The 24,516-nt window shown below is 42.1% G+C and carries 23 protein-coding genes; 7 read left to right on the top strand and 16 right to left on the bottom strand.

The window, feature by feature from the left end:
* Positions 1-2: 2 nt before the first annotated feature.
* Positions 3-557 (bottom strand): hypothetical protein, encoded by a 555-nt coding sequence (locus M3O96_RS18970; protein WP_249723153.1) that lies wholly within the window; start codon positions 555-557, stop codon positions 3-5.
* Positions 538-825, bottom strand: coding sequence for an FtsB family cell division protein (locus M3O96_RS18975; protein WP_249723156.1), 288 nt, complete (start codon positions 823-825; stop codon positions 538-540). The genes M3O96_RS18970 and M3O96_RS18975 overlap by 20 nt, the downstream gene beginning before the upstream one ends.
* Positions 826-1,014: 189 nt before the next feature.
* On the opposite strand from M3O96_RS18975, the gene M3O96_RS18980 reads away from it, so the two are divergent.
* Positions 1,015-3,801 (top strand): VPS10 domain-containing protein, encoded by a 2,787-nt coding sequence (locus tag M3O96_RS18980; RefSeq protein ID WP_249723158.1) that lies wholly within the window; start codon positions 1,015-1,017, stop codon positions 3,799-3,801.
* A 36-nt stretch (positions 3,802-3,837) separates the two neighbouring features.
* Here the strand turns inward: M3O96_RS18980 and M3O96_RS18985 are convergent, their stop codons facing one another.
* The 11 genes from M3O96_RS18985 to M3O96_RS19035 all read right to left on the bottom strand — a co-directional run bounded on the left by M3O96_RS18985 (position 3,838) and on the right by M3O96_RS19035 (position 13,240).
* Positions 3,838-4,428: a porin family protein gene (locus M3O96_RS18985; RefSeq protein ID WP_249723160.1), complete on the bottom strand. Its 591-nt coding sequence runs from the start codon at positions 4,426-4,428 to the stop codon at positions 3,838-3,840.
* 162 nt (positions 4,429-4,590) lie between these two features.
* Positions 4,591-4,959, bottom strand: coding sequence for a response regulator (locus M3O96_RS18990; protein WP_249723163.1), 369 nt, complete (start codon positions 4,957-4,959; stop codon positions 4,591-4,593).
* Between the two features lie 150 nt (positions 4,960-5,109).
* Positions 5,110-6,498, bottom strand: a complete 1,389-nt coding sequence (locus M3O96_RS18995) for a sodium-dependent transporter (protein ID WP_249723166.1) — start codon at positions 6,496-6,498, stop codon at positions 5,110-5,112.
* A 38-nt stretch (positions 6,499-6,536) separates the two neighbouring features.
* The gene (locus M3O96_RS19000; RefSeq protein WP_249723168.1) at positions 6,537-7,475 is read right to left on the bottom strand and encodes an SDR family oxidoreductase; all 939 of its coding nucleotides are present in this window, start codon (positions 7,473-7,475) and stop codon (positions 6,537-6,539) included.
* Positions 7,465-8,298, bottom strand: coding sequence for a peptidylprolyl isomerase (locus M3O96_RS19005; RefSeq protein WP_249723170.1), 834 nt, complete (start codon positions 8,296-8,298; stop codon positions 7,465-7,467). Before M3O96_RS19005 ends, M3O96_RS19000 begins: the two co-directional genes overlap by 11 nt.
* Positions 8,295-9,233, bottom strand: a complete 939-nt coding sequence (gene hemC / locus M3O96_RS19010; RefSeq protein WP_249723181.1) for a hydroxymethylbilane synthase — start codon at positions 9,231-9,233, stop codon at positions 8,295-8,297. The genes M3O96_RS19005 and hemC overlap by 4 nt, the downstream gene beginning before the upstream one ends.
* Positions 9,205-10,137: a 30S ribosomal protein S6--L-glutamate ligase gene (gene rimK / locus M3O96_RS19015; protein WP_249723182.1), complete on the bottom strand. Its 933-nt coding sequence runs from the start codon at positions 10,135-10,137 to the stop codon at positions 9,205-9,207. The genes hemC and rimK overlap by 29 nt, the downstream gene beginning before the upstream one ends.
* On the bottom strand, positions 10,134-10,565 hold the full coding sequence (locus M3O96_RS19020; RefSeq protein ID WP_249723183.1) for an ATP-dependent zinc protease family protein: 432 nt from the start codon (positions 10,563-10,565) through the stop codon (positions 10,134-10,136). The genes rimK and M3O96_RS19020 overlap by 4 nt, the downstream gene beginning before the upstream one ends.
* Before the next feature lie 2 nt (positions 10,566-10,567).
* Entirely contained in the window at positions 10,568-11,716 is a 1,149-nt protein-coding gene (locus M3O96_RS19025; RefSeq protein ID WP_249723184.1) for a DNA polymerase III subunit, read from the bottom strand.
* A gap of 7 nt (positions 11,717-11,723) precedes the next feature.
* Positions 11,724-12,923 (bottom strand): GlmU family protein, encoded by a 1,200-nt coding sequence (locus tag M3O96_RS19030; RefSeq protein WP_249723186.1) that lies wholly within the window; start codon positions 12,921-12,923, stop codon positions 11,724-11,726.
* Positions 12,924-12,994: 71 nt separating this feature from the next.
* A complete protein-coding gene (locus M3O96_RS19035; RefSeq protein WP_249723191.1) occupies positions 12,995-13,240 on the bottom strand; it encodes a type B 50S ribosomal protein L31 in 246 nt (81 codons plus the stop codon).
* A 623-nt stretch (positions 13,241-13,863) separates the two neighbouring features.
* On the opposite strand from M3O96_RS19035, the gene M3O96_RS19040 reads away from it, so the two are divergent.
* The 4 genes from M3O96_RS19040 (at position 13,864) to M3O96_RS19055 (ending at position 19,798) form a co-directional block, all read left to right on the top strand.
* Entirely contained in the window at positions 13,864-15,555 is a 1,692-nt protein-coding gene (locus M3O96_RS19040) for a hypothetical protein (RefSeq protein ID WP_249723192.1), read from the top strand.
* Positions 15,556-15,949: 394 nt separating this feature from the next.
* The gene (locus M3O96_RS19045; protein WP_249723194.1) at positions 15,950-17,782 is read left to right on the top strand and encodes an ABC transporter ATP-binding protein; all 1,833 of its coding nucleotides are present in this window, start codon (positions 15,950-15,952) and stop codon (positions 17,780-17,782) included.
* 34 nt (positions 17,783-17,816) lie between these two features.
* Positions 17,817-18,182 (top strand): hypothetical protein, encoded by a 366-nt coding sequence (locus tag M3O96_RS19050; RefSeq protein ID WP_249723196.1) that lies wholly within the window; start codon positions 17,817-17,819, stop codon positions 18,180-18,182.
* A gap of 77 nt (positions 18,183-18,259) precedes the next feature.
* Positions 18,260-19,798, top strand: a complete 1,539-nt coding sequence (locus M3O96_RS19055; RefSeq protein WP_249723204.1) for a YifB family Mg chelatase-like AAA ATPase — start codon at positions 18,260-18,262, stop codon at positions 19,796-19,798.
* Positions 19,799-19,970: 172 nt separating this feature from the next.
* On the opposite strand, the gene M3O96_RS19060 is transcribed toward M3O96_RS19055, so the two are convergent.
* Both M3O96_RS19060 and M3O96_RS19065 read right to left on the bottom strand, forming a co-directional pair.
* Positions 19,971-21,074, bottom strand: a complete 1,104-nt coding sequence (locus M3O96_RS19060) for a trans-sulfuration enzyme family protein (protein WP_249723206.1) — start codon at positions 21,072-21,074, stop codon at positions 19,971-19,973.
* Between the two features lie 88 nt (positions 21,075-21,162).
* Positions 21,163-21,642, bottom strand: coding sequence for a DUF4293 domain-containing protein (locus tag M3O96_RS19065; protein WP_249723208.1), 480 nt, complete (start codon positions 21,640-21,642; stop codon positions 21,163-21,165).
* 105 nt (positions 21,643-21,747) lie between these two features.
* Between M3O96_RS19065 and truA the strand changes: the two genes are divergently transcribed.
* Entirely contained in the window at positions 21,748-22,500 is a 753-nt protein-coding gene (gene truA / locus M3O96_RS19070; protein ID WP_249723217.1) for a tRNA pseudouridine(38-40) synthase TruA, read from the top strand.
* Between the two features lie 13 nt (positions 22,501-22,513).
* Positions 22,514-24,289, top strand: coding sequence for an ABC transporter ATP-binding protein (locus tag M3O96_RS19075; RefSeq protein ID WP_249723219.1), 1,776 nt, complete (start codon positions 22,514-22,516; stop codon positions 24,287-24,289).
* Here the strand turns inward: M3O96_RS19075 and M3O96_RS19080 are convergent.
* On the bottom strand, positions 24,256-24,516 hold a 261-nt coding region (locus M3O96_RS19080; RefSeq protein ID WP_249723221.1), incomplete at its 5' end, for a hypothetical protein. The two genes, M3O96_RS19075 and M3O96_RS19080, sit on opposite strands and share 34 nt — an antisense overlap.

Below are 24,516 nucleotides of genomic sequence, written 5' to 3' on the forward strand. Positions count from 1 at the left end.
GATCAGAGAAAAAACCCTAATCTAATGACATAGGGTTGGTTGTAAGGTGACCTCAAAGGATCGTATAGGAAATTGTATAACAATGTGAAATTAGCTCCTCCTCTTTTTCCAAAAGGGGTAAAGTACCCACCTCCAAGAAATAATCCAGGAACCCAATCTCTCTCGAATCTGTCAAAAACAGGATTGTAAAGATCTAAGTTCAACCCCTCATATTCTGAATGCAAAAAGAAACTCTGGAAAATGTTTTTTCTTAGAAATATCCGACCTCCATAAATGGTATTGTCCCCTTCAGGAAATCTTGAGTCGTTGAAATATTGAAAAGTACCTCCGAGTCCCCCTGAAAGTGTATTGGTCAGCATTACACCTGCTAAGGGCGAAACATCCACAAAAGTGATGGTTCCAAAAGCAAGTCCAAGATTTCCCCCAAAATAAACCCTGTCTTTAAACGATGCTTTTTCGCCTTGCTGAATTTCCCTTTGGGCATAAAGATTTCCTATTCCAAAGAAGATAAAAAACAAAAATGCCACAAAAATTAGCTTACTCTTCGACCACCACATATAGATCCTCACTTTCCCTTTTCATCAGATACCTTTCACGGGCAAATTTCTCCAACAATTCATAGTTGCTCATCAATTCCGCCCTATCTGCCAGAATTTTTTCTTTCCTTTCTTGATAGAATTCTTTTTGCTTCTCAAGCTCCTTTACTTTTGAACTTAACTTGAACTGGGTGAGAATATCATTCGAATCAATAAACACCATCCAGACTATAAAAAATAAGGTAAATAAGAAATAAAAGTTCTTGGTGTATTTGAGGTACTTTTTCATGATATTACCATTTGTAAAAACAAATATATGCATAGCAATCAATTATTTCCACAATTACCCATTTTTTGAATTTCTTAGATTTTTAAAGTATTCCAGCCTCCGGTCATCCATTAGGAGGATCACTTTATATCTAATTGTGCCTAAATAAATTCCCGAATATTTATATTGTTGGATCAATCAAACAATCTTATGAATAGAAATTTAATGAAGGTCTGTACTAGTCTGATGCTGGCATTTCTCCTGCTTCATTCTTCAGCTGTAAAAGCACAAGATGTAAAACCCACTACTTCTAAAGAAATGAAAGAAGCGGTGACTTTGCATCAGGAGATGCTTTTAAATTCTCCATTTAGAAATTATCCTGCACGAAATATCGGCCCAACTAATATGAGCGGTAGGATTGTCGACATAGAAGTAACCAATGATTTCAAAATTTACTACGTGGCAGCGGCTTCAGGTGGTGTTTGGATGACAAAGGACAATGGTCAATCATTCAAACCTGTATTTGACCATCAAGGTGCGCTCGGAATCGGGGATATGGCTATCTCTCCTTCCAATAGTAATATCATTTGGGTAGGTACCGGAGAAAACAACTCAAGCCGCTCCACCTACGCGGGATCCGGAGTTTACAAATCAAACGATGGAGGAATGACATGGGAGTTTATGGGATTGCCACATTCTCAGCATATCGGTCAGATTCAGATCCATCCCACCAACCCGGATATTGTATGGGTAGCTTCAATGGGTTCCCTTTATTCTAAAAACGAGGAAAGAGGTCTTTACAAAACAAAAGACGGGGGCAAAACCTGGAAAAAAACACTTTCGGTTGATGACAATACAGGAGTGATTGATTTGAAATTTCATCCTTCCAATTCTGATGTAATGTTAGCGGCATCTTGGGAAAGATTTAGACAGGCGCATGATTTTATAGGTAACGGCAAAGGATCAACCATTTGGAGATCAGAAGATGGAGGAGATTCATGGAAGAAATCTGCTTCTGGATTTCCTCAGGATGAATTCGTCGGAAGGATTGGATTTGACTTCAGTCTCGGCAATCCTAATGTGGTCTATGCCCTCCACGATTACCAAAAAATGCAGGAAAGGGCTGCAAGACCAACACCGACCCAAAATTCTGAGGACTTGAAATTTGAAAATTTCAAAACAATGTCTGCCTCAGATATTGAAAACCTCGAAAATGAAAAACTGGATAAATTCCTTAGAAGCAATCGCTTTGCTACCAAATACGATGCCGCGACAGTTAAGAAATTGCTGAAATCAGGAAAGATTACGCCATTGCAGATCGCTAATTATAACGGAGATGGTGCGGATGCGAATGCTTCGCTTTTCAATTCCGGTGTCATTGGTGCGGAAGTGTACCGCTCTGACGACTCCGGCAAAACGTGGGAAAAAGTAAGTGAATCTAATCTTGATAGGCTGTATAATTCCTATGGTTATTATTTTGGGGAAATCAGGGTAAGTACTGAGGACGAAAATGAAATGTTTATTCTGGGAGTTCCGATTTTGGTTTCAAGAGATGGAGGTAAAAACTTTGCAAGAACAGATACTGTCGGAGATGTCCATTCGGACCATCAGTCCATGTGGATCAACCCGAAAGATTCTAAGCATTTGCTTCTTGGAACTGATGGAGGAATATACAGTTCCTTTGGAGGAGGAGAAAGATGGAACCACCTCAATGACCAATTGACGATCAGCCAGTTTTACTCCATCTTGGTGGATGAAAAGACCCCATACAACGTCTATGGCGGCATGCAGGACAATGGTGTTTGGTACGGTGCATCAACCAACAAACCCAAAGTACCTTGGACTTCCCTCATGGGAGGAGACGGAATGGTAGTCGCCGTGGACACCAGATCCAATGATGTAATCTACACAGGATTCCAGTTCGGAAATTACTTCAGGATCAATACCAAAACCGAAGAAAGAAAATCAGTTACCCCAGGTCATGATATCGGAAGGGAACCCAACAGATGGAACTGGAGGACGCCTGCTATACTCAGTGGCCACAACCAGGATATTTTCTATATGGGTTCGCAGTATGTGTACCGAAGCTTGGACAGGGGAGATACCTGGGAAACCATTTCTCCTGATCTAACCAAAAACAAGAAACGCGGAAACGTTCCTTTTGCCACACTCTCGGTAATTGAAGAGTCTCCTTTTGAATTTGGAACACTCTATGCCGGTTCGGATGATGGAAATATCTGGATCACAAAAGACCATGGAAACAGCTGGGTGGACATCAGCAAAGGTCTTCCCCCAAACAGGTGGATTAGTTCCATTGCACCATCACAGCATACAGAAGGGACTGTTTATGTCACTTTGACTGGATATAGGTATGATGAATTTTCTCCCTTTATTTATAAAAGTCAGGACTATGGAAAAACCTGGACATCCATCTCGGCCAACTTGCCAAAAGAGGCTGTCAATGTGATCAAAGAAGACCACACCAATCCCAATATCCTTTATCTTGGAACAGATCATGGACTTTATGTTTCTCTTGATGGGGGAAAAAACTATGAATTGTTTCAGGGAAATGTACCCAATGTCGCCATTTATGACATGGTAATCCAAAAAAGAGAAAATGACATAGTCATTGGTTCGCACGGCAGAAGTGTATTCATTGTGGATTTGGATCCGCTTCAGAAAGTTGCCCTAAATACAACAGCTGAGTCCAAGTTGCTAAGCGTATCAGATATCAGAATCAATCAGAGAAGGTCTTCCTGGTCGGAGGAACCCACTACAAAACCAAAACAGTCCATTCTTTATTATGTAAATCAGACAGGACAAACTGACTTTGAAGTGAAAAACGAAAAGGGAGAAAGCCTGAAATCTTGGAGTTTTACATCTGCCAAGGGAGTGAATTCGACAGATTGGGAATACGGAAATATCGGAAAAGGGAAATATACCATCCTAATAAAGAAAAATTCTGGTACCGATGAGTTGGTCTTTGAAATCAAATAATACCCTAGAGGTCCGGAAATCTGGACCTCTTATTTTTTAGAATAACCTGAAACCTGCCGATAAAATGATTTGATTTTGGCGTTGGTCAGTCTGAAATGCCACAGAACTTTTTGACATTTTGCTTAAGGAGCTTTCGTACTTAAGGTCAAAAATCAAATTACCCAAATCCATACCCAAGCCTGCCTGATAGCCGAAAGAGGAAGTTTTATAATCCACTTCCACAGGTACTTTCAGCGCGTCCTCAATTTGATAATCTACAAGTACCGAAGCAATCGGGCCAGCCTGAACCCTAAAGAAATTTAAAAATTTCAATCCAAACATTATTGGAATATCCAGCCTGTTGAAATTGGCATTGAAATCAGTCTGCACTCCATTGTTATCTGTTTTGATCACCGAACCTCCTGTACTGGTAAATAGAATTTCGGGTTGCATAAAAATTGAGCTTCCTCCCATCCTGACAAATAACCCTAAATGATACCCAAATTCGCTATCTCCGGATTCAAACCCATCGCCATTTACTTTGATATTGGCGGTAGAAATACCTGCTTTTGGGCCAATGGAAAAATCCTGTGCCATCACACTGAAGCTCAGGATTATTGCTGAAATAAGAAATAGGAGGTGTTTCATTTTCTTTAAGGGTTTAGACTGTTATCAATTTAACGAGTTAAATAGAGGAAATTGCCAAAAAAATGATTTTTTAAGCTGATTTCTCCAAGAGAAGATTCCTTCTGGAAATTTTAAATATAAAAATTGAAACTGTTTTGTTGGGTTTTTTAGCCCCAATACTAATCAAGCCCTGTCCAATACAAATTGATTTGCAATATTATAGAGCTCGGTGTAGTCCATAGGTTTTGGTAATAAACGGTCAAAAGGAATCACAGCGATGCTTCTGAAATAATCAATATCTCCTGCAGTGAAACCTATAATGGGAATCTGACCATTCTTATCCCTTTGTTTGATTTCGGCAAGTAATTCAATGCCGTCCATTTCAGGCATCATAATATCAGTGATCACAATGTTGATCCCCTCATCTCCGATAAAAATATCAAGCGCCTCCTGTCCATTTTGGGCAGTCACGACGATATTGTTTCTTCTTTCAAATAATTTTTGCAGGATAAGCCTGTTTATAGCATCATCATCGACTACCAAGACTTTCATACGTTTACGGGTGATCAGGTTAATAAAAGAATTAAATAAGGTGGTTTGGGCAATCCTAATTTACATTAAAATTTTATCAAAAAACAAATATCCCTATTCAAAACAAAAAAGGGCCTAAAACGGCCCTTTTTAAATGTATTTAATAACATATCAACCACCTTCTTGAGGGGTTCCAAATACGCCTAACAGATCAAGTAATACCAATGAAATGACGACCGGACAAACCCATTTGATAAAAAATATCCAGGTTTTTCTTGCTGCACCTGCAAATCCCGGTGAACCAAGAGCAATTTCATCTGCAAAAACACTTATTTTTTTGGCCCATCCCGTGTACAAACTCAGCATCAAGCAGATAACTACGACAGCTACTGTACCGAAAGTAAAATCCATGATGTCGAAAAATCCGATTTTGGTATTTCCCAAGAAGGAAAGCGTCATACTGTTAAAGAAACTTCCCTCAATTGAGGATAAAGCCGAGGGAACGGAAAGCGCCATAGCAGCAATACCTACTATCCAAGCTGCTTTTTTTCTACTCCATTTTCTATCATCAATTAAATAAGAAACGGGCACTTCCAACATTGAAATTGTAGAAGTCAAGGCCGCTACCATCAATAAAAGGAAAAATAACCCACCGATGATATTTCCACCAGGCATAGCATCAAAAACCTTTGGCAATACATCAAACACCAATGCAGGTCCTGCAGCAGGATCTTTACCGGGAAGCAATGCAAACAAAGCGGGGAATACCATTAATCCTCCCATTAACGCCACCGCAGTATCCATCCCGGCTATCCACCCTGAGGAAGCTACAATGTTTCCATTTTTTGGCAAGTAAGAGCCAAAAGTGATCATCAGACCCCAGCCCACGGACATAGAAAAGAAAGCTTGCCCCAATGCCTGAAGTATTACTTTGGAATTGATCTTAGAGAAATCAGGATTCAGGTAATATTCAATTCCAGCACTAGCACCTTCGAGGGTAACACTCCTGCCTGCAATAAAAACTACTATAATTAGGAGTAATGGCATCAAAAATTTAGCAGCCTTTTCGATACCTCCTGAGATACCACCCAACACAATCCCAATTGTCATCAAAATAAATGCAAAGGTCAAAGGAATGATATACATCGGGGTCTGTTGGAACTCTTCAAAATCCACAGGTATATCAATGACTTCTGTGAAAATATAGCCCAGGGTCCAGCCGGCGATAACTGAATAGTAACTCAATACGAAAAAACAAACCAACACGCAGAGAATGCCGGCTAGTTGCCAAAATTTGTTCCCTCCTGTTCCTTTGATGGCTCCTATTGGATTTTTTCCGGACAGTCTTCCAAGGGATACTTCATTTAGCAACAAAGGAAGACCAATCAACAAAACGCATATGACATATACAAAAACAAAGGCCCCTCCACCATTCTGTCCGGTCAAATAAGGGAATCTCCATATATTACCCAAACCCACCGCTGAACCGGCCGCAGCCATAATAAATCCAAAACTTGAGCCGAATTGACCCCTTCCTGGAGCATTTGTATTAATCGCCATAGTTTATCAATTTGTTGTGATTTTATGAATTTTTAAATTTAAGAATCGGCTAATTTAAGTTGTTTTGCCAAAATACCAATTCCGGCCAAAAAAGATTTGGGCGAATACCCAAGTTCCTTCTTCGCTTTGTCAATGATAAAACCAGTTCGTGGTGGACGCTTGGCGGGCTGGGTAAAAAGTGTCGAATCTGACTCTGTAATCAGGGTTTTGTCGAGTCCGAAATATTCCGAAGTCTGTATCGCCATGTCATAAGGTGTCAAAAAATCAGCACCTGAAATATTGAAAATTCCCGTTGCTCCTTTTTTCATAATCAAAATGCAACCTTCGGCAAGATCTTCTGCCAATGTGGGTGTTCTCCATTGGTCGTTGACCACCTTGATGGTTTTTCCTTCTTCCAATGATTTTTTGACCCAAAGAATAATATTGGATCTGCTCATATCCTGCGCTATGCCATATACCAAAACAGTCCTGACGATTGCCCATCTGATATTGGAAGACAACAAGAGCTTTTCCGCTTCCAATTTGGATTCTCCATAATAATTGACAGGATTTGGAAGAGCTTCCTCCGTATATGGTCCATCCTCCCCGTCGAAAATAAAATCTGTTGAAAGATGGATCAGGTGCGAATCATGTTTTTCACAAGCTTCGATCAGGTATTGGACTGCATCGACATTCAAAACCCAGCAGCCTTCCCTGTCTTTTTCACAATCATCCACTTGGGTCATTGCCGCAGTATGGATTACCGAATCAGGATTCGTAATAGAAAAAACGTCCATCACCTGTTTGCGGTCAGTAATATCTAGCTCTATCCAAGAATAACTTCCTTCCCAACTTTCAGGCAATCGTGATTGTCCTTTTCCGGTACCAATTACCTCAAGAGTGGGGTCATTTCTCAGCAACCCAACTAATTTTTGTCCCAATAAGCCATTGGCTCCTGTGATCAATACTTTCTTTCTCTTTCCAGATTCAATAGACATAGCCGAATTCTTTTGTGATTTTAGCTTTTGAAATCAATTCTACTGTGACGATCATATAGATGGGCTCAAGTGGTTTGCTCCTTTCACCTATTGGCACTGTGGCGATTTTCTCCATGATTTCGAGACCTTTGATCACTTCCCCAAACACCGTGTATTCTCCATCCAGATGTGGTGTACCCCCCACTGTGGTATATGCACCCACCTGCTCGGGAGACAGCTGTTTTTCTAATGACATGCTGTAAAAAGATTCCAGATTGGTTTTTTCGGAAAGCATCCTTTGGTTGAGACTGTCAAACTGTTGGGTTTGATATAGCCTCGCATATTCTTCTTTCAAAGCCACATTGCTGCCGAGTTGGATATATTTAAAATAGGTTTCGGACAATAGCTTCATGTCCGTCACCAATTCATCCTTGGTATAAGTTTTACCTTGAATAATATAAAACTGTGATCCACTTGACTTCCGCTCAGGATTGACATTATCTCCCATTCTTGCGGCAGCGATCATCCCTTTTTTATGGATCAAGCCCGGAACAATCTCGGCATCTACAGTTGGCCAAGTGTCTGCAGGTAGAGCTTCTTTGGTAAAAATATCCCCTCCCTGAATCATAAAATCCTTGATAATCCGGTGGAATTCGGTCGAATCAAATCTTCCGGCCTCCGCCAAGTCAATAAAATTCTTTTTATGCTTTGGGGTTTCATCAAACAAAACCGCATACATATCTCCATGCTTTGTCTGAATTTTGATGACATAATCCTTTTCTACTGAACAGGAGAAAAGCAACACAGTCAATAGTACAACAGGGATAAAACTCAGTCTTTTCATTTTTTTAGATCTGATTTGATTTCTTTTAAAATGTGATCTCCTCCACTTTCCAATACCATTTTCGCCAGTTCCCGACCCAATTCCTCTGCTTGTGATTCATGTCCAGATACATGGTGCATAATTCTTTTGGATCCATCTAGGGACACGATTCCACCTTTGAGATGGAGTTTATCAGCCTGATTTTCTGCCAATGCAAATACAGGAATACTACATCCTCCCTCCAAGACACGCAGATACGCTCTTTCTGCGAGCAACCTATATCCGGTCGCTTGGTGGTGACAGGCTTCTACGATTTTTGATTTGAGTTTGGAATCAAGGTTTGTTGAAGATTCAATAGCTACCGATCCCTGACCAACAGCCGGTGTAAATTCATCCAAAGAAAGTTCATGGCGGATCATCTTGTTGTATCCCATTCTGTGAGCCCCTGCATAAGCAAGCAAAAGGGCATCGCACAGTCCGGCTTCCATTTTGGCGATTCTCGTTTGGAGATTTCCCCTGACTTCTACTGTTTTGATATGGGGATAAAAATGCTTCAGGGTAGCTACTCTTCGAGTGGAGCTTGTTCCCAAAAGAAGTGGTTTGTCAGGGTTGGTATAGTCAATATCTGTCTGATGACTCAGGATAATGTCATTTTCTTTTTCCCTTTCGGTAAAAGCGATGATTTCAAACCCATCAGGCAACTTGGACTGCATGTCTTTGGCACTGTGGACGGCGATGTCAATAGAACCAGCGGACAGTTGCTCTTCCAACTCCTCGGTAAAAACCCCTTTGCTTCCGATTTTCGCTATGGAGACATCCAAAATTTTGTCGCCTTTGGTATCAATGAGGACAATCTCACTTTCTAGTCCTTTTGCTTTGAGAAGGTCAGCGATGTGATACGCCTGCCACAGGGCCAATTTACTTCCCCTAGTGCCTATCCGGATCGGTTTGCTCATTCTTGCTTTTTTTTTTGGTTATTTTCTTCTCGACTGATTCTTCGATGAACTTGACGATCTCTCCTGCAATGTTCACTCCGGTCGCCTCTTCTATTCCTTCCAATCCCGGCGAACTGTTGACTTCCAATATCAGAGGACCCCTATCAGACTGCAACATGTCCACACCTGCTATATCCAAGCCCAAGGCTTTGGCTGCACTTAGGGCGGCTGCTTTCTCTTCTTTGGACAATTTGATGACTGTCGCAATTCCTCCACGGTGCAGATTTGAACGGAATTCTCCTTCTGCACCCTGCCTCTTCATGGCACCCACGACTTTGCCGTTGACAACAAATGCACGGATGTCGGCACCTTTTGCTTCTTTGATAAATTCCTGCACGATGATTCTCGCTTTCAATCCATGGAAAGCTTCAATGACAGACTGCCCGGCTTTTTTGGTTTCGGCGAGGACCACACCCAGTCCCTGGGTTCCTTCCAGCAACTTGATGATCAGTGGGGCTCCGCCGACCCTTTCGATCAGTGCTTTTTCGCCTCCTTTGGAAAAATTGGTAAAAGCCGTCTTAGGCATACCCAGACCTGCTTTGGATAATATCTGCAAACTTCTAAGCTTATCCCGGCTTCTGACAATCGCCTGAGAATCCACAGCAGAAAATACACCCATCAACTCAAATTGACGAACCACAGCAGTACCATAAAAAGTAATGGACGCTCCGATCCTTGGGATAATTGCGTCGACACCTTCAAGTTTTTCCCCTCTGTAGATAATGTAAGGGCCCTCTTGCTCAATAATCAGATCGCAAAGGGAATGGTCCACGACCAAAGCTTCGTGGCCTGCAGCCCGGATGGCTTCTATCAACCTTTTGGTAGAAAAAAGGTGTGGGTTTCTTGAAAGTATTGCAATCTTCATTTTTGTGATTTCTTTGACAGGTTTATAGAATCAACATCCACTAAAAATCTCCCTCTTAACAACTTCCTTCCGATAAGTATCGGAATCTTCATTTTTGACCTGTCTGTAAGGGTAAATTCGGCATCAAATTCCTCCCCAAACATAACGACTTTTGTATTCACTTTGTACCTCACTTCGGCCTGACCAAAGGAATTCTTTACCACCTTCTCGGTAAAATCTTCAGTCCGAATGAGTTTGTTTTTATATTTTTTGTGCTTTGGCGAAAGGACTTTGAAGTATAGCACCGGAACAGAATTTTCGGTTTTCTCTTCAGTAAATTCACAATGGATAGCAGACGTATAGGCCCCGGTATCTGTTTTGGCGGTGACATATTTCAGCCCCCACAATGGCAAATGAATTTTTTCCCTTCTTCCGATTGTCTTTTTCATGGCTAAGCTGTTTGCATCGGCCTCATGATTCGTGCCAGACGAAACGACAGATCGGCAAAAAGTATCCGGACGTTTGCATTTCTTTCCAAATGGTAATGGGATTCATTCAATGCCTCATAGATTGCAGTTAGCTTTTCTTCATCGAGGACATGGACTCCCAGATTATGGATAAATTCCCTGTCTGAATCGATACTTCGCATCAATTCTGCCAATTGGGATTTATCCAGCATCACTTCCCGGATCACGTTGATCCCACTCAAAAGCAGGGATTTTTGGGCTTCTTTGTCTTTGGAGCTGAATTTTTCTACAAACTCCAACATGTCATTGACATGGACTGAATAACAGGCGCGAAACCAGTCCCTGACCAATCTCGTGAATACATCCTCCACCTGATTGATCATGTTTTCGGCCTCCCGCATATTGCCATCAGCCAAAGGAGCAATCTGCATGGCCGTATCTCGGGTAATGTGAAACTTCTGCATCAAATGCTGCATCACTTCTTCATCCGAAAATGCCCTGATCATGACTTTCTGGGTGCGGGAAAGAATGGTCGTCAACAATTGCTCCGGATGGGAAGTCACCAGGATAAAAAGTGTTTTGGTAGGCGGTTCTTCCAATATTTTCAGAAGGGAATTTGCCGCAGTGTTGTGCAAATATTCCGGAGACCAGATAAGCATGATCTTATATCCCCCTTCAAATGATTTGAGGGAAAGTGTTTTGATGATCTGACGGGCAGCTCCTCTGGAAATATTGAGTTGCTTTTTCTCAAAGTCATTGAGATAAATCCAGTCAGATACATTATTGTAAGGCGTAGTAGTCGCAAAACTCCTGAATGAAGCCGGAAAGTCAGTTTTCTTACCTTTCTTTTCATCATCCTCATCATCTTTACTTTCACCTGGCATCGGAAACACAAAGTTCATATCCGGATGGACAAGTCTGGACATTTTTTGGCAGGAAGGACAAGTTCCGCAGGAATCTCCCTCACCGGGTTGTTGACAAAGCGTATACGTCGCAAGTGCCAATGCCATCTGTAGGTTAGCCGAACCTTCCGGTCCATGAAACAAAAGTGCATGGGCAAGGTGGTTATTTTTGACTGCTTGGACGATCTTCTCCTTTACTTCGACCAAACCCGGAATAGATGAAAACAGCATATTTTTATTAGACTTCTTTGTCCCAAATACGGTAATGTCTGGTCAATTCAAAAACCTTTTGGATAATTTCTTTTTCAGTATGGCTGTATTCCAATCCCCTTCTTTTCATCACCGCGATGGCTGTTTCTTCAAATTTTCTTACTTGAAAAGTACTGAATCCCGAAGCTCCGCCCCAAGAAAAGGAGGGAATAAAATTTCTAGGAAAGCCGTCACCAAAAACATTGGCTCCGACACCGACAACCGTCCCGGTGTTGAACATCGTATTGATGCCCGCCTTGGAATGGTCTCCCATCATCAAGCCGCAAAACTGCAAGCCTGTATTGGTAAATCCGCCTTTGGTATAATCCCATATTTTGACTTCTGCGTAGTTGTTTTTGAGGTTGGAAGTGTTGGTGTCTGCACCAAGATTGCACCACTCACCGATCACAGCATTGCCGAGAAATCCCTCATGACCTTTGTTGCTATAGCCAAAAAGGACCGCATTGGAGATTTCTCCGCCAACTTTAGAAAATGGCCCCACAGTAGTGTCTCCCCGCATTTTGGCTCCCATATTTACCGTCGAACCTTCGCAAAGCGCAAATGGGCCTCTGATCAGCGAACCTTCCTGCACTTCGGCGTTTTTCCCGATATAGATCGGTCCCCCTTCGGCGTTGAGGACGGCGGCTTTAATTTTTGCTCCCGGTTCAATGAAAATCTGCGCCACATTATATACAATCGTATGTGGATCTCCCAAAGCCTCGGACCGTCTGCCAGCAGTAATCAGCTCGTAATCTTTCCTGATCTCAGCAGCATTGACCTGAAAAATATGCCATGATTTTTGAATCGCTGTGACCGATCCTTCATAATGGATTTTTGTCAAAGCTTTGGCCTGATCTGGATGAAAGGCGCTTGGATTTTCTGAAAAGAGAGCAACCAAGAGGTTATTGGACCAAAGTGACTCGGTGCTTTTCAGTTGGTGGATGGCTGACCAAAGCATCTGGTCTGGACAAACCGCACCGTTGACCATCAAAGCAGCACCTTCTTTTTTGGGAAACTTTACAGAAAGGTAATCCTGCGTCAAAAACCCCGGTTGGTGGCCTGAGTATTTTTCCCATTTCTCCGAAATCTTCAAAATCCCTACCCGGATATCCCCGATAGGCCTGGTAAAAGTAAATGGCAACAAAGAACCCCGGATGGCAGGGTCATCGAATAGAATCAGATTGTCCATGGTACAAAAATAAAAAAGTCTCCCGGAAAACCGATTCCGAGAGACCTTTACCTGCTAGCAGGCTAATAAAATTATTTCTTGGCGTATCTCTTGTTGAACTTGTCAACACGACCTGCTGTATCCAACATCATCTTCTTACCTGTGTAAAAAGGGTGTGAATTAGAGCTTACTTCAACTTTGTATAATGGATAAGTTTTGCCGTCTTCCCATACGATCGTCTCAGAAGTCGTTATAGTAGATTTGGTGATGAACTTATATTCACTTGAAGTATCGTAAAATACGACTTCTCTGTAATTAGGATGAATGTCTTTTCTCATTGTATTGTTATTTATCTTTTATCGCTTTTCCGAAATGAGGCACAAAGTTATTTCTTTTTTGAAATGTATCCAAATCTTGTTTGGTAATAATTTGGCGGGTGAGGGAATAGTATACCACGCAAAGACGCTAGGGCACAAAGAAGTTAAAAAAGGTTTTTGGGATTCTTGTTGCTTTGTGGTAATGGTTGAAGTGGTTGTCATTGTTGTAGTTGTTGGATTGAAGGATTCCGTTACCCTGAGGCACGAAGGGTCTCTCGTTACTTAGGTTTTCTTTTTGGGTTTGTTTAAGAAAAATACACCACGCAAAACCGCAAGGACGCAAAGGAAAAATCCAAAACCCATTAATGGAATTTGAGAGCATTTTATTTTTGGTGGTTAAAATTTATGCAGATCTAATATTTGCTAAAGGCTTTACTTTGTAACCTCGACGTAGGAGAGATCTTTCCATTTTAAACCGACCCTAAAAGATTTCTCAGTCGTACCTCCTTCTAAATGACAAGGGTAAGTTTTTCTATTTTTTTCTAGGCTTTTAGAACTCCACCCCACGGCTTTTCAAAACTTGCCCACCTCCTTCCATTTTCCGCTGTTTTTTTTAGCTTTACAGCAGTATAGCTTCACCCTCTATGAAAAAACTGTCCTTACTGATTTTTTGTCTTGCTGCTTTTTTTACACTTGATGTTTTTGCCCAAGGTGCCTATGTTCCTTTTAATAGGGACTATTACCATATGCTGGAGCGGTATGAAATCAGGCTTGGCCGAAACAATGACAGTTTCCACACCGGATACAAACCGCTGAGGCGGGATCATCTCGCTGCTTACCTTGATTCTCTGTCTTCTTCTGACATAAATTTCAACAAGGCTGACGAATTCAACCTCAACTACCTCAGCAATGACAACTGGGAATTTGTCAGTCAGGAAACAGAAAACTCCAAAAAGCCCTTTCTAAAAGCATTGTACAAAAAGCCCGCTGATTTCTTTTACTACAGAGATTCGGTGGTAGACATCCATATCAATCCGGTCATTTACCTGTCTGCGGGATTTGAACAAGGGGAAGAGGAGATGCGGTTCCGCAATTCCCGCGGCATAGAACTCCGAGGCAGCATTGACAGAAAAGTCGCTTTCTACACCTACTTCACCTCGACACAGACCATCTTCCCAAGTTGGGTAAAGGAGTACGCCGAACACAACGGCGCGGTGCCGGGAGAGGGTTTTTGGAAAAGGTACAACGAACAGGGATATGATTATTTTTCGGCAAGAGGCCATATTGCTTTCAATTTTACCAAACATATAGAAGCACAGTTTGGGCATGATAGAAATTTTGTCGGGGAAGGGTATCGCTCGATGGTGCTATCGGATTTTTCCAATCCGGCCATATTTTTCAAGCTGAATACCAAAATCTGGCGGTTTCAGTTTACAAACCTTTGGTCACAGAAAACCGCCGATATTATCTTTGACGGACAGGGCAGACCGACTGACGGGCGGTATCCGCAAAAGTATTTTTCGATCCACCGCCTTGGAATGAATATCGGGAAGAACTTTAATGTGGGGATTTTTGAGTCCGTGATGAAAAACCAGTTCGATTGGAACTATCTCAACCCGATCATCTTTTACCGGTGGGTAGAACAGCAACTCGGCACACCGGACAAGGTGATGTTGGGAACGGATTTCAAATGGAATTTCACCCCCGGCATGCAGCTATATGGACAGTTGGCTTTGGATGAGTTTGTTTTCAGTGAATTTTTTGAAGTGACAGGGGAAAATTCCTCCCGCAACAAACACGGCATCCAAGCCGGCTATAAGTATATCGATGCATTCAAAGTCTCCAATTTGGATATTCAGTTGGAATACAACCAAGCAAGGCCTTACACCTATCAGGAAAAGTTCGACTACCAATCCTATTCCAATTACCGTACGCCGCTGACCCACCCGCTCGGTGCCAACTTCAAAGAAGCCATCGGCATCATCCGTTATCAGCCTGAGTTCCTTCCAAGGTTGTTTGCCACATTTACCGGCATGTACCAATACTTCGGCGAAGATCCTGCTGAGGATATCAATTATGGAAAGGATGTATTAAAAAACAGAACTGAAGCCAATACAGGATTAGGCCTCTATGGACATGTCATCGGTCAGGGCGTAGAGACTACCGTCACGATGGCTAACCTGAACCTCAGCTATATGGTCAAGCAAAATGTCTTTTTGGACATAAGCCATTCCTACAGAAAGCGTACCGCTGAAGATCTCCCAAGTCCGACAGTGACCAATTTTACCCAATTCTCCATCCGGATGAATATTGTGAGGAATGATTTTAATTTTTGAGATGGAAATTGGGAAATGGTTATTTGGTTATTGGTTATTTGGTTATTGGTTATTTGGTTTATTGGTTATTGGTTATTGGTTATTTGGTTAATGGTTCGGCTAGCTCGGGATGGTTATTGGTTATTCGGAGGAATCGGATAATTCTATGTACGCACTGATGCAAGTGGATTGGATATCTATTTTTAATTCTTGCCCTGAACTTTAATGCCCAGTACATCCCTACCCGACGACAGGCGGAGGTCTTCCGACTTCTGTCTTTCGTCCCGGATGAAAAAGAATATAGGGTTATTTGCAAAAAAGCGTAAATCCATAAATCGGCTTTTCAGCAATTCAACATAAAACCAAAACCTATTTTTATTCCTTAACTTGCGCCCCTAATCCGTAAAAGCATTTCATGAATACTTATCTTAGGATATTGTCCTTTGCCCGGCCTTACCGCAGGTATTTTCCGATATACATCCTATATACTCTCTTGGCCATCATTTTTGGGCTGATGAATTTCACGCTGCTGAAGCCCCTTTTCGATGTGATCTTCGAGCAGGCACCGCAGGCAGACATGAGCAAATACCTCAGCAAGCCTGATTTTGCTTTCACCGTTGACTATTTTCTGACCCTGTTTAATTACTTTTTCCATCAGATCTCAGAGACTTATGGCAAGTTTGGAACTTTGGTCTATGTCTGTATCATCATAGTCATTTCAGTTTTTCTGGCAAACCTATTTACCTACCTCTCAGGAGTAGTTTTGGCAAAGGTCCGTGCAGAAGTAATTAAGAAAATGAGGATGTCGATTTTTGAGCAGGTGTCAAGGATGCACATCGGGTACTTTTCCAATGAGCGAAAAGGAGACCTGATGTCAAAAATGACCAATGACATCCAAGAAGTAGAGAACAGTGTAGTGCAATCCCTCCGGGTAGTTTTCAAAGAACCAGTAACCATCATCCTCTACTTTGCGGTATTGTTTTTTATGTCTTTCAAATTAACCCTTTTCACCATTATGGTCATCCCAATATCCGGAGCGATCATCGGCGGGATTACAAAGAGATTGAAAAAGACGGCCATCGAAAGTCAGGAATCTCTAGGCCGGATCGTCAATATCCTGGATGAAACCATCGGCGGCATGCGGGTAATCAAGGCTTTTGGGGCACAAAAATATGTGAAAAGTAAGTTTGACAGCGAGACGGACTTTTACTCCGATGTGAATATTTCAATGGCCAAGAAAAACGAGTTGGCCTCTCCTATCTCTCAGTTTATGGGGGTTTCGGTTGTGGCAGGGATTTTGGTTTATGGTGGAAGCTTGGTACTGAATAATAACTCTGACCTCAGCGCTTCGGATTTTATTACCTATATTATAATCTTCACCCAAGTGCTCAATCCAGCCAAGGAAATCTCCCGAGCTGCAAGTACCATCCAAAGGGGTTTGGCTTCAGCAGACCGGATATTTAAAGTTGTCGATACACCAAGCGTAATCCAAAATGCTGAAAATCCGGTTAAAATCGATACATTCAGGGATGCTGTAGAATTCCATAATGTCTCTTTCAGCTACGAAAAAGAGAAAGTATTGGATAATGTTTCTTTCACACTTAAAAAAGGAAAAACCATTGCTTTGGTCGGGCCATCTGGCGGAGGAAAATCAACAATTGCCGATCTTGTTCCGAGGTTTTATGACCCTACAGAAGGGAAAGTTACCTTGGATGGTGCAGATTTGAAAGCCATCGAAATCAATTCCCTTATCAAACAGATGGGGGTCGTGACACAGGAGTCTATCTTGTTCAACGATTCTGTTTTCAATAATATCGCTTTTGGGCTTGAAGGAATATCCGAAGAGAAAGTCATCGAAGCGGCCAAGATTGCCAATGCCCATGAGTTTATTATCGAATTGGAAAATGGCTATCAAACCTCCATTGGGGAGCGCGGATCTAAACTTTCTGGAGGACAAAGGCAGCGTCTGAGTATTGCGAGAGCAGTATTGAAAAATCCTTCGATTCTGATTTTGGATGAAGCAACTTCGGCTTTGGACTCCCAATCAGAAAAATTAGTTCAGGAAGCCTTAACCAATCTGATGGCCAACCGTACAACATTGGTAATTGCCCACAGACTCAGTACCATACAGCATGCAGACGAAATCCTTGTGATCAAAAAAGGTCAAATCGTCCAGCGTGGAAACCATCAAAAACTTATTTTGGAGGAAGGATTATACCGGAAACTTTCTACAATGCAGTCAGTTTAGTAAATTTAGGAATCAATTTAAATTTAGCACCTATATGAAACAAATAGATAAAATTTCCCACTTAGTAACCGCACTGTTTTTCGGAATAGCACTTGTCTTTTTCCTTTTGTTCGAAAACGTAAAGGGCATCCTGAAAGTGGATGAACTGACACCTACATTGGTGGTGAATTTCCTCCTGATCGGCTTACTGTTGTTCCTGATTTCGTGGGGCACAAACACCATGGTCAAGAGTAATCTCGTAGCAGAACTTTCCAAAAAGGAAACAGAGAAAAACGAACTGAAGGCAAGGCTCTACGATTTTGAACAGGGTGTCAAACTCAAAAATATCGAAAAGAAATTGGACACTATTGAAGAGGATAAGGAAGCTTCTGTCATCCGCAAAAGACAAAATTTCAAATAACTAAAGGATATTTGGAGTAAATAGTTAATTTAGGAAACCCAACAGGTTTCCTTTTTTTATTGCCTAAAATCTAAAATATGGTTGCAAAAACTTATGGCTGTGCAGTATCAGGTGTCGACGCAAAGGTCATCACCATAGAAGTGAATGTAGGTCAAGGGACTAGCTTTTTTATGGTAGGACTTCCTGATTCGGCCGTCAAAGAAAGTCAGCAGCGTGTAGAATCTGCGCTGAAATATTTCGGATATCGCATGCCACGGCAAAAAATGGTCGTCAACCTTGCACCTGCCGATATCCGAAAGGAAGGTTCTTCCTATGACCTTCCCATTGCCCTTGGAATTATGAAAGCATCCGAACAAGTGGCATTTCCAGAATTGGAAAATTACATCATCATGGGCGAATTGTCCCTAGACGGCAATCTCAGGCCAATCAAGGGCGCGCTACCGATTGCAATTGAAGCCCGAAAGCAGGGATTCAAAGGCTTCATACTTCCTGTAGAAAATGCCTCCGAAGCATCTATTGTAAATAAAATCGACATTATTGGTGTCAATACTTTGGAGGAAGCCATCAAGTTTTTGGAAGGCGAACTTCAGATCGAGCCATTGGTAACTGATACCAGGGATATTTTTTACCATTCCTTGGAGCAATATGAATTTGATTTTGCCGATGTGCAGGGTCAGGAGAATATCAAAAGGGCTATGGAAATCGCAGCAGCCGGTGGACACAATGTCATCATGATCGGTCCTCCTGGCGCCGGCAAAACAATGCTTGCCAAAAGGCTTCCCTCTATTCTTCCACCACTTTCTCTCCAGGAAGCGCTGGAAACAACCAAGATCCATTCAGTGGCGGGCAAACTTGGAAAGCATGCCTCACTGATTGCCAACCGACCATTCCGTTCACCACACCATACCATCAGCGATGTGGCTTTGGTCGGCGGTGGCGGCAATCCTCAGCCGGGTGAAATATCCCTTTCGCACAACGGGGTTTTGTTTTTGGATGAATTGCCGGAATTTAAGCGGACTGTACTCGAAGTCATGCGTCAGCCTTTGGAAGAAAGAAAAGTAACCATCTCCAGGGCTAAGGTTTCTGTCGAGTTTCCTGCCAACTTCATGCTGATTGCAAGTATGAATCCCTGCCCTTGCGGCTACTACAACCACCCCGAAAAAGAATGTGTCTGCGGTCCGGGAATCGTGCAGCGCTACCTTAATAAAATCAGCGGTCCACTCCTTGACAGGATTGACTTGCATGTGGAAGTGACTCCGGTGAGGTTTGAAGAGATGACCTCCACCCGAAAAACTGAAAACAGTAAATCCATCAGAGAGCGGGTCATCATTGGCAGGGAAGTTCAGATCGAGCGTTTCAAAAACAATCCCGAAGTCTATTGCAATGCCATGATGCCATCGCATATGGTCAAAGAAGTCTGTCAGATCAATGATGCCGGCAAAGTACTTCTCAAAACAGCTATGGAGAGACTTGGCTTGTCGGCAAGGGCTTATGATAGAATTTTGAAAGTGTCAAGGACTATTGCTGACCTAAGCCAAAGTGAAACCATCAAAGTAGAACACCTAGCAGAAGCTATCCAATACAGAAGTCTGGACAGAGAAGGTTGGGCAGGGTAAAGTTTGATAAAAATTACTTCCCGTAAAATTTCGATGAACAAGAAAATAATGCACCAAAAATTTTAGTAATTAGCAAAAATTCATTTTATTTACTAAGCATACGAAACAGTTGTGTTGGTCGCCCTTTTTAAGCTTATCGTTTCAAAATTATAAAGGCTGTTCTTAACAGCCTTTATTCTTGTAAAGCCTTATCCAAATCTTCCAATAAGTCGTCTAAATGTTCCAAACCAACTGACATTCTGATTAGATTTTCCGGTGTTTTGGTGTCGGTTCCTTCCGATGCTGCCCTTCTTTCGACCAAGCTTTCCACTCCCCCAAGGCTCGTTGCATTTGTAAAATATTTCAATTTTGAAATTACCTTGTCGGCTTCAGCTGCTCCGCCTTTGACAAGGAAGGAGAGCATTCCTCCAAAACCCGACATTTGGGATGCTGCTATTTCATGGTTTTTGTGGGATTTCAATCCCGGATAACACACCTCTTCGACTTGGGGATGTTGATATAAAAATTCAGCGATAATACCTGCATGTTCCCCATGGCCCTTCATACGGTAAGCAAGAGTTTTGATACTTCGCGTCAATAAATAGGCATCAAAAGGTGAAGGTACCGCACCACCCACTTGTTGGACAACCCTGATTTTTTGCCAAAAGTCATCTGCTTTTTTACAAATCAACGCACCACCCAATATATCACTGTGTCCACCAAGGTATTTGGTCGTGCTGTGCATGACAATATCTGCACCAAGAAGAATCGGATTTTGAAAAACCGGCGTTGCAAATGTATTGTCACAAGCCACCTTCGCTCCTACTTCTTTGCCAATTGCCACAAGCGCACGGATGTCCGTTATTTTGAGCAAGGGATTGGAAGGCGTTTCGATCCAAAGGAGTTTGGTATTGGGTTTGACAGAAGCCCTGACAAGATCAAGATCAGCCAAATCCACAAAACTTACCTCAACGATCCCTTTCAAAATCTCCACCAACTGCCGGCGGATTCCGTGGTACATGTCGTCCGGAGCGATGATGTGACTGCCTGGTTCTAAAGCCTGAAAGACCGCCAATGCTGCTGCATTACCCGATGAAAAAGCAGCCGCATCCTCGCCATGTTCGAGTTTTGCCAAGACATTTTCCAAAGCCATTCTATTTGGATTATTTGCCCTGGAGTAAATCAGCGAACCTTCGTGGTGAATAAATGTGGTAGAAGTGGTAATGGGCTGTACTGCAGGCTGATTGGAATCAGTGATGATATTTCCGGCGTGAATGGCGAGTGTTTCGAGTCTCATGGCTGTTTTTTTTCAAACTTACTATTTATAAAAGCAAAAGCCAGCGAAATCAACCGCCGGCTTTTGTATGATTATTTTTGTGGTAAAATTACCTGATCCTATCCACCGACCTGACGAGCATTTCGTCCTTGCGGATAAACCTATTTGCAAGGAGATTACAGATCATCCCGGCAAATATCGCCCAAAACCCAATAACAAAAGCACCATTGACAGCAGGATTAATCAGTGCATTAGCAGTATGGGTGGTCCATACGATCAGACCGACATTGACTACCATCAAAAAGGAATTGACCATATTCAAAAACATCTGCTTGGTCCTGTTTTTATATTGCATCAAGCTGAAAATCGCAATCCCGGCAGCTACAATAGCGAGGATGGCTATGAAAATCTTGGAAGTAGTATCGACAACATCATTGGAAGCGACATCGATAGTGGTCAGATTCCAAGCAGTAAGAGTCATTAATTGGGTCTGACTTGGGTTGACCTGCTGCCAGATGGGAAATGAAATCACCAATATCATGGCCACTGCCACAAGAAACAGAAAAACGGTTTGGATGCGTTGTATCATTTTGATTTTAAATTTTGACAAAGAAACAGGGTAATTTTTTGATTCGCAAGGTTTGTATAAAAGGTGGTTTTTATTCGCCTTCGAATAATATCTTTGCACTGTAAAATGGAAATCCAAAGGTATTTTATAGAATTCGCTTACCGCGGGACGCATTATCATGGCTGGCAATTTCAGAAAAATGCCCATTCTGTGCAGGCAGAAATGGAAAAAGCATTGTCGGTAATTTTGAAGCAACCTTCATTTTTGACAGGAAGCGGAAGAACAGACACCGGTGTGCATGCTTCCCAACAATATGCTCATTTTGATACGGCATTAAACCTTGAGGAAGCGGATTTTGTCAAAAGGATCAATGGCGTACTTCCTAAAGACATTGCGGTATATGCTTTGCTGAAAGTAAAGAATGATGCCCACGCAAGATTTAATGCGAGGTGGAGAAGCTACCTGTATCGGATCACTTTGCGTAAGGATCCATTTGAAGAGGAAAGTGCTTGGTTGGTTTATCATTTGCCTTCTATGGAAAAAATGAATGAGGCAGCTAAATTGTTGTTGAATCATAAAGATTTCCAGTGCTTTTCCAAGGTCCATACCGATGTAAATCACTTTAATTGTGAAATAAAAGAAGCTTATTGGGAACAAAAAGACCATCAATTGCTCTTTCATATAACTGCCAACAGATTTTTGCGTGGAATGGTGAGGACAATTGTCGGAACTTTGGTGCAAGTGGGATTGGGAAGACTTGATTGTGATCAGTTTCAGGAAATTTTGGACAGCAAAAGCCGTAGTCAGGCAAAATCCGCTTCTCCCGCCCATGGGCTTTATCTTTGTAAGATTGTTTATCCCCAAGAAATATTTATTTAAATACTGAATCATTTTGAGCCTGGAAAAAGAAAATATCAAAAGTGGTGACATCATCGATGCCCAGGTATTAAAGAAACTGTATCAGTTTGTCAAGCCATACCAAGCCCGATTTTACTTTTTGGTATTCCTTACTATCGCCATGGCCTTATTGGCACCAACCCGACCTTACTTTATCCAGATTGCAATAGATGATCATGTCGCGGTGGGAGACAGTGACGGCTTATTGAATGTCATTTACTTACTGATTGTATTGTTATTGCTCCAGTCTTTGGTGCAGTTTGCGCATACCTACCTCTCAGGCTGGATTGGACAAGTCATCATCAAAGACATCCGGATAAAACTTTACCGCCATTTGCTTAAGATGAGGTTGAAGTTTTTTGACAATACGCCAATAGGCAGATTGGTGACAAGGAATGTCTCCGATGTAGAAACATTAGCTGATGTATTCAGTGAAGGTTTGGCTGCCATCATTGGTGATTTGCTTCAGTTGATTACAATTTTGGCCGTCATGTTTTATGTGGATTGGAAGTTGACTTTAGTCAGTTTGAGCACCTTGCCACTCTTGATTATTTCGACTTATATTTTCAAAGAAAAAATCAAAGTGGCCTTCAATGATGTCAGAAATGCTGTTTCTAATCTCAATTCCTTTTTGCAGGAGCACATTACTGGTATGAACATTGTTCAGATTTTTAACCGGGAAAAAAGAGAGTACGAAAAATTCAAAGACATTAACCGCGAACACCGGGTGGCCCATGTCAAGTCCGTCTTGTACTATTCGATCTATTATCCTGTGGCCGAAATCATTCAGGCCATAGGTACAGGTATTGTGGTCTGGTATGGTGCCACAGGCGTATTTGACATGGAGATCCAAATCGGAATTCTGATTTCTTTTATCATGTACCTGCAGCTTTTCTTCAGACCGATCCGGATGATCGCTGATAGGTTCAACACTTTACAGATGGGCGTGGTAAGTTCATCGAGGATTTTGAAACTGCTTGAAAGTGAGGATCAAATCCCGAATCAAGGCAAGCACAAGCCTGACAAAATAGAAGGGAACATCAAATTGGAGAATGTCTGGTTTGCGTACAACGAAGAAGAATGGGTACTTAAAAACATCAATTTTGAAGTCAAACATGGAGAAACTATCGCTATGGTGGGTGCCACTGGTGCCGGAAAGTCTTCCGTCATCAACCTGATCAACCGCTTCTATGACATCAATAAAGGCCAAATAACCCTTGACGGAACAGATATCAAAGATTATGAATTAGGCACTTTGCGAAAACATATCGGGGTGGTCTTGCAGGACGTTTTCCTTTTCTCGGACACGATTATGAATAACATTACGCTCGGCAATCCTGAAATTACCAGGGAAGAAGTAATGAAAGCCGCAAAATTGGTCGGGGCAAAGAAATTTATCGAAAGACTTCCCGGTGGCTTGGATTACAATGTCATGGAGCGTGGTGCCACACTCTCCGTAGGCCAACGCCAGTTGATTTCCTTCGTAAGAGCAATTGTCTATAATCCTGAAATCATCATTTTGGATGAAGCAACATCCTCTGTGGATACAGAGACGGAGGAAATGATCCAAAAGGCCATTTCCAAAATGATGAAAGGAAGAACTTCCATCGTAATTGCTCACAGGCTATCTACCATCCAAAAAGCAGATAAAATCATGGTACTACACCAAGGTGAAATCAAGGAAACAGGTAATCATGAATCTTTATTGGAACTCGGCGGCTATTACTCCAAACTTCATCAGATGCAGCTGAAGTCAATGGCGATTGGGTGAGGGGGAAGTTGGAAGTTGGGAAGATTGGAAGATTGGAAGTAGGGAGGTTTGGAAGTGAAATAATGACCGATGACCGATGACGGATGCTTTGAGAAAGAGGTGGGGAAGTAGGGAAGTTGGGAAGTTGGGAGGTTGGGATGTTTGGAAGTGAAATAATGACCGATGACCGATGACGGATGCTTTGGGGTAGAGGTAGGGAAGTTGGGAAGTAGGAAGTTAGGAAGTAG

Source organism: Aquiflexum sp. TKW24L, assembly GCF_023502205.1.
In the GTDB taxonomy this organism is placed as follows: Bacteria; Bacteroidota; Bacteroidia; order Cytophagales; family Cyclobacteriaceae; genus Cognataquiflexum.

Bases quoted from the DNA above. Each gene is read 5' to 3' on its own strand.
- M3O96_RS19050 (WP_249723196.1), top strand. From the start codon at position 17,817: ATGAAACAAATAGATAAAATTTCCCACTTAGTAACCGCACTGTTTTTC.
- M3O96_RS18970 (WP_249723153.1), bottom strand. From the start codon at position 557: ATGTGGTGGTCGAAGAGTAAGCTAATTTTTGTGGCATTTTTGTTTTTT.
- M3O96_RS18975 (WP_249723156.1), bottom strand. From the start codon at position 825: ATGAAAAAGTACCTCAAATACACCAAGAACTTTTATTTCTTATTTACC.
- M3O96_RS19025 (WP_249723184.1), bottom strand. From the start codon at position 11,716: ATGCTGTTTTCATCTATTCCGGGTTTGGTCGAAGTAAAGGAGAAGATC.
- M3O96_RS18995 (WP_249723166.1), bottom strand. From the start codon at position 6,498: ATGGCGATTAATACAAATGCTCCAGGAAGGGGTCAATTCGGCTCAAGT.
- M3O96_RS19000 (WP_249723168.1), bottom strand. From the start codon at position 7,475: ATGTCTATTGAATCTGGAAAGAGAAAGAAAGTATTGATCACAGGAGCC.
- M3O96_RS19020 (WP_249723183.1), bottom strand. From the start codon at position 10,565: ATGAAAAAGACAATCGGAAGAAGGGAAAAAATTCATTTGCCATTGTGG.
- M3O96_RS19030 (WP_249723186.1), bottom strand. From the start codon at position 12,923: ATGGACAATCTGATTCTATTCGATGACCCTGCCATCCGGGGTTCTTTG.
- M3O96_RS18985 (WP_249723160.1), bottom strand. From the start codon at position 4,428: ATGAAACACCTCCTATTTCTTATTTCAGCAATAATCCTGAGCTTCAGT.
- M3O96_RS18990 (WP_249723163.1), bottom strand. From the start codon at position 4,959: ATGAAAGTCTTGGTAGTCGATGATGATGCTATAAACAGGCTTATCCTG.
- M3O96_RS19045 (WP_249723194.1), top strand. From the start codon at position 15,950: ATGAATACTTATCTTAGGATATTGTCCTTTGCCCGGCCTTACCGCAGG.
- M3O96_RS19055 (WP_249723204.1), top strand. From the start codon at position 18,260: ATGGTTGCAAAAACTTATGGCTGTGCAGTATCAGGTGTCGACGCAAAG.
- M3O96_RS19035 (WP_249723191.1), bottom strand. From the start codon at position 13,240: ATGAGAAAAGACATTCATCCTAATTACAGAGAAGTCGTATTTTACGAT.
- M3O96_RS19065 (WP_249723208.1), bottom strand. From the start codon at position 21,642: ATGATACAACGCATCCAAACCGTTTTTCTGTTTCTTGTGGCAGTGGCC.
- truA (WP_249723217.1), top strand. From the start codon at position 21,748: ATGGAAATCCAAAGGTATTTTATAGAATTCGCTTACCGCGGGACGCAT.
- hemC (WP_249723181.1), bottom strand. From the start codon at position 9,233: ATGAGCAAACCGATCCGGATAGGCACTAGGGGAAGTAAATTGGCCCTG.
- rimK (WP_249723182.1), bottom strand. From the start codon at position 10,137: ATGAAGATTGCAATACTTTCAAGAAACCCACACCTTTTTTCTACCAAA.
- M3O96_RS18980 (WP_249723158.1), top strand. From the start codon at position 1,015: ATGAATAGAAATTTAATGAAGGTCTGTACTAGTCTGATGCTGGCATTT.
- M3O96_RS19060 (WP_249723206.1), bottom strand. From the start codon at position 21,074: ATGAGACTCGAAACACTCGCCATTCACGCCGGAAATATCATCACTGAT.
- M3O96_RS19040 (WP_249723192.1), top strand. From the start codon at position 13,864: ATGAAAAAACTGTCCTTACTGATTTTTTGTCTTGCTGCTTTTTTTACA.
- M3O96_RS19005 (WP_249723170.1), bottom strand. From the start codon at position 8,298: ATGAAAAGACTGAGTTTTATCCCTGTTGTACTATTGACTGTGTTGCTT.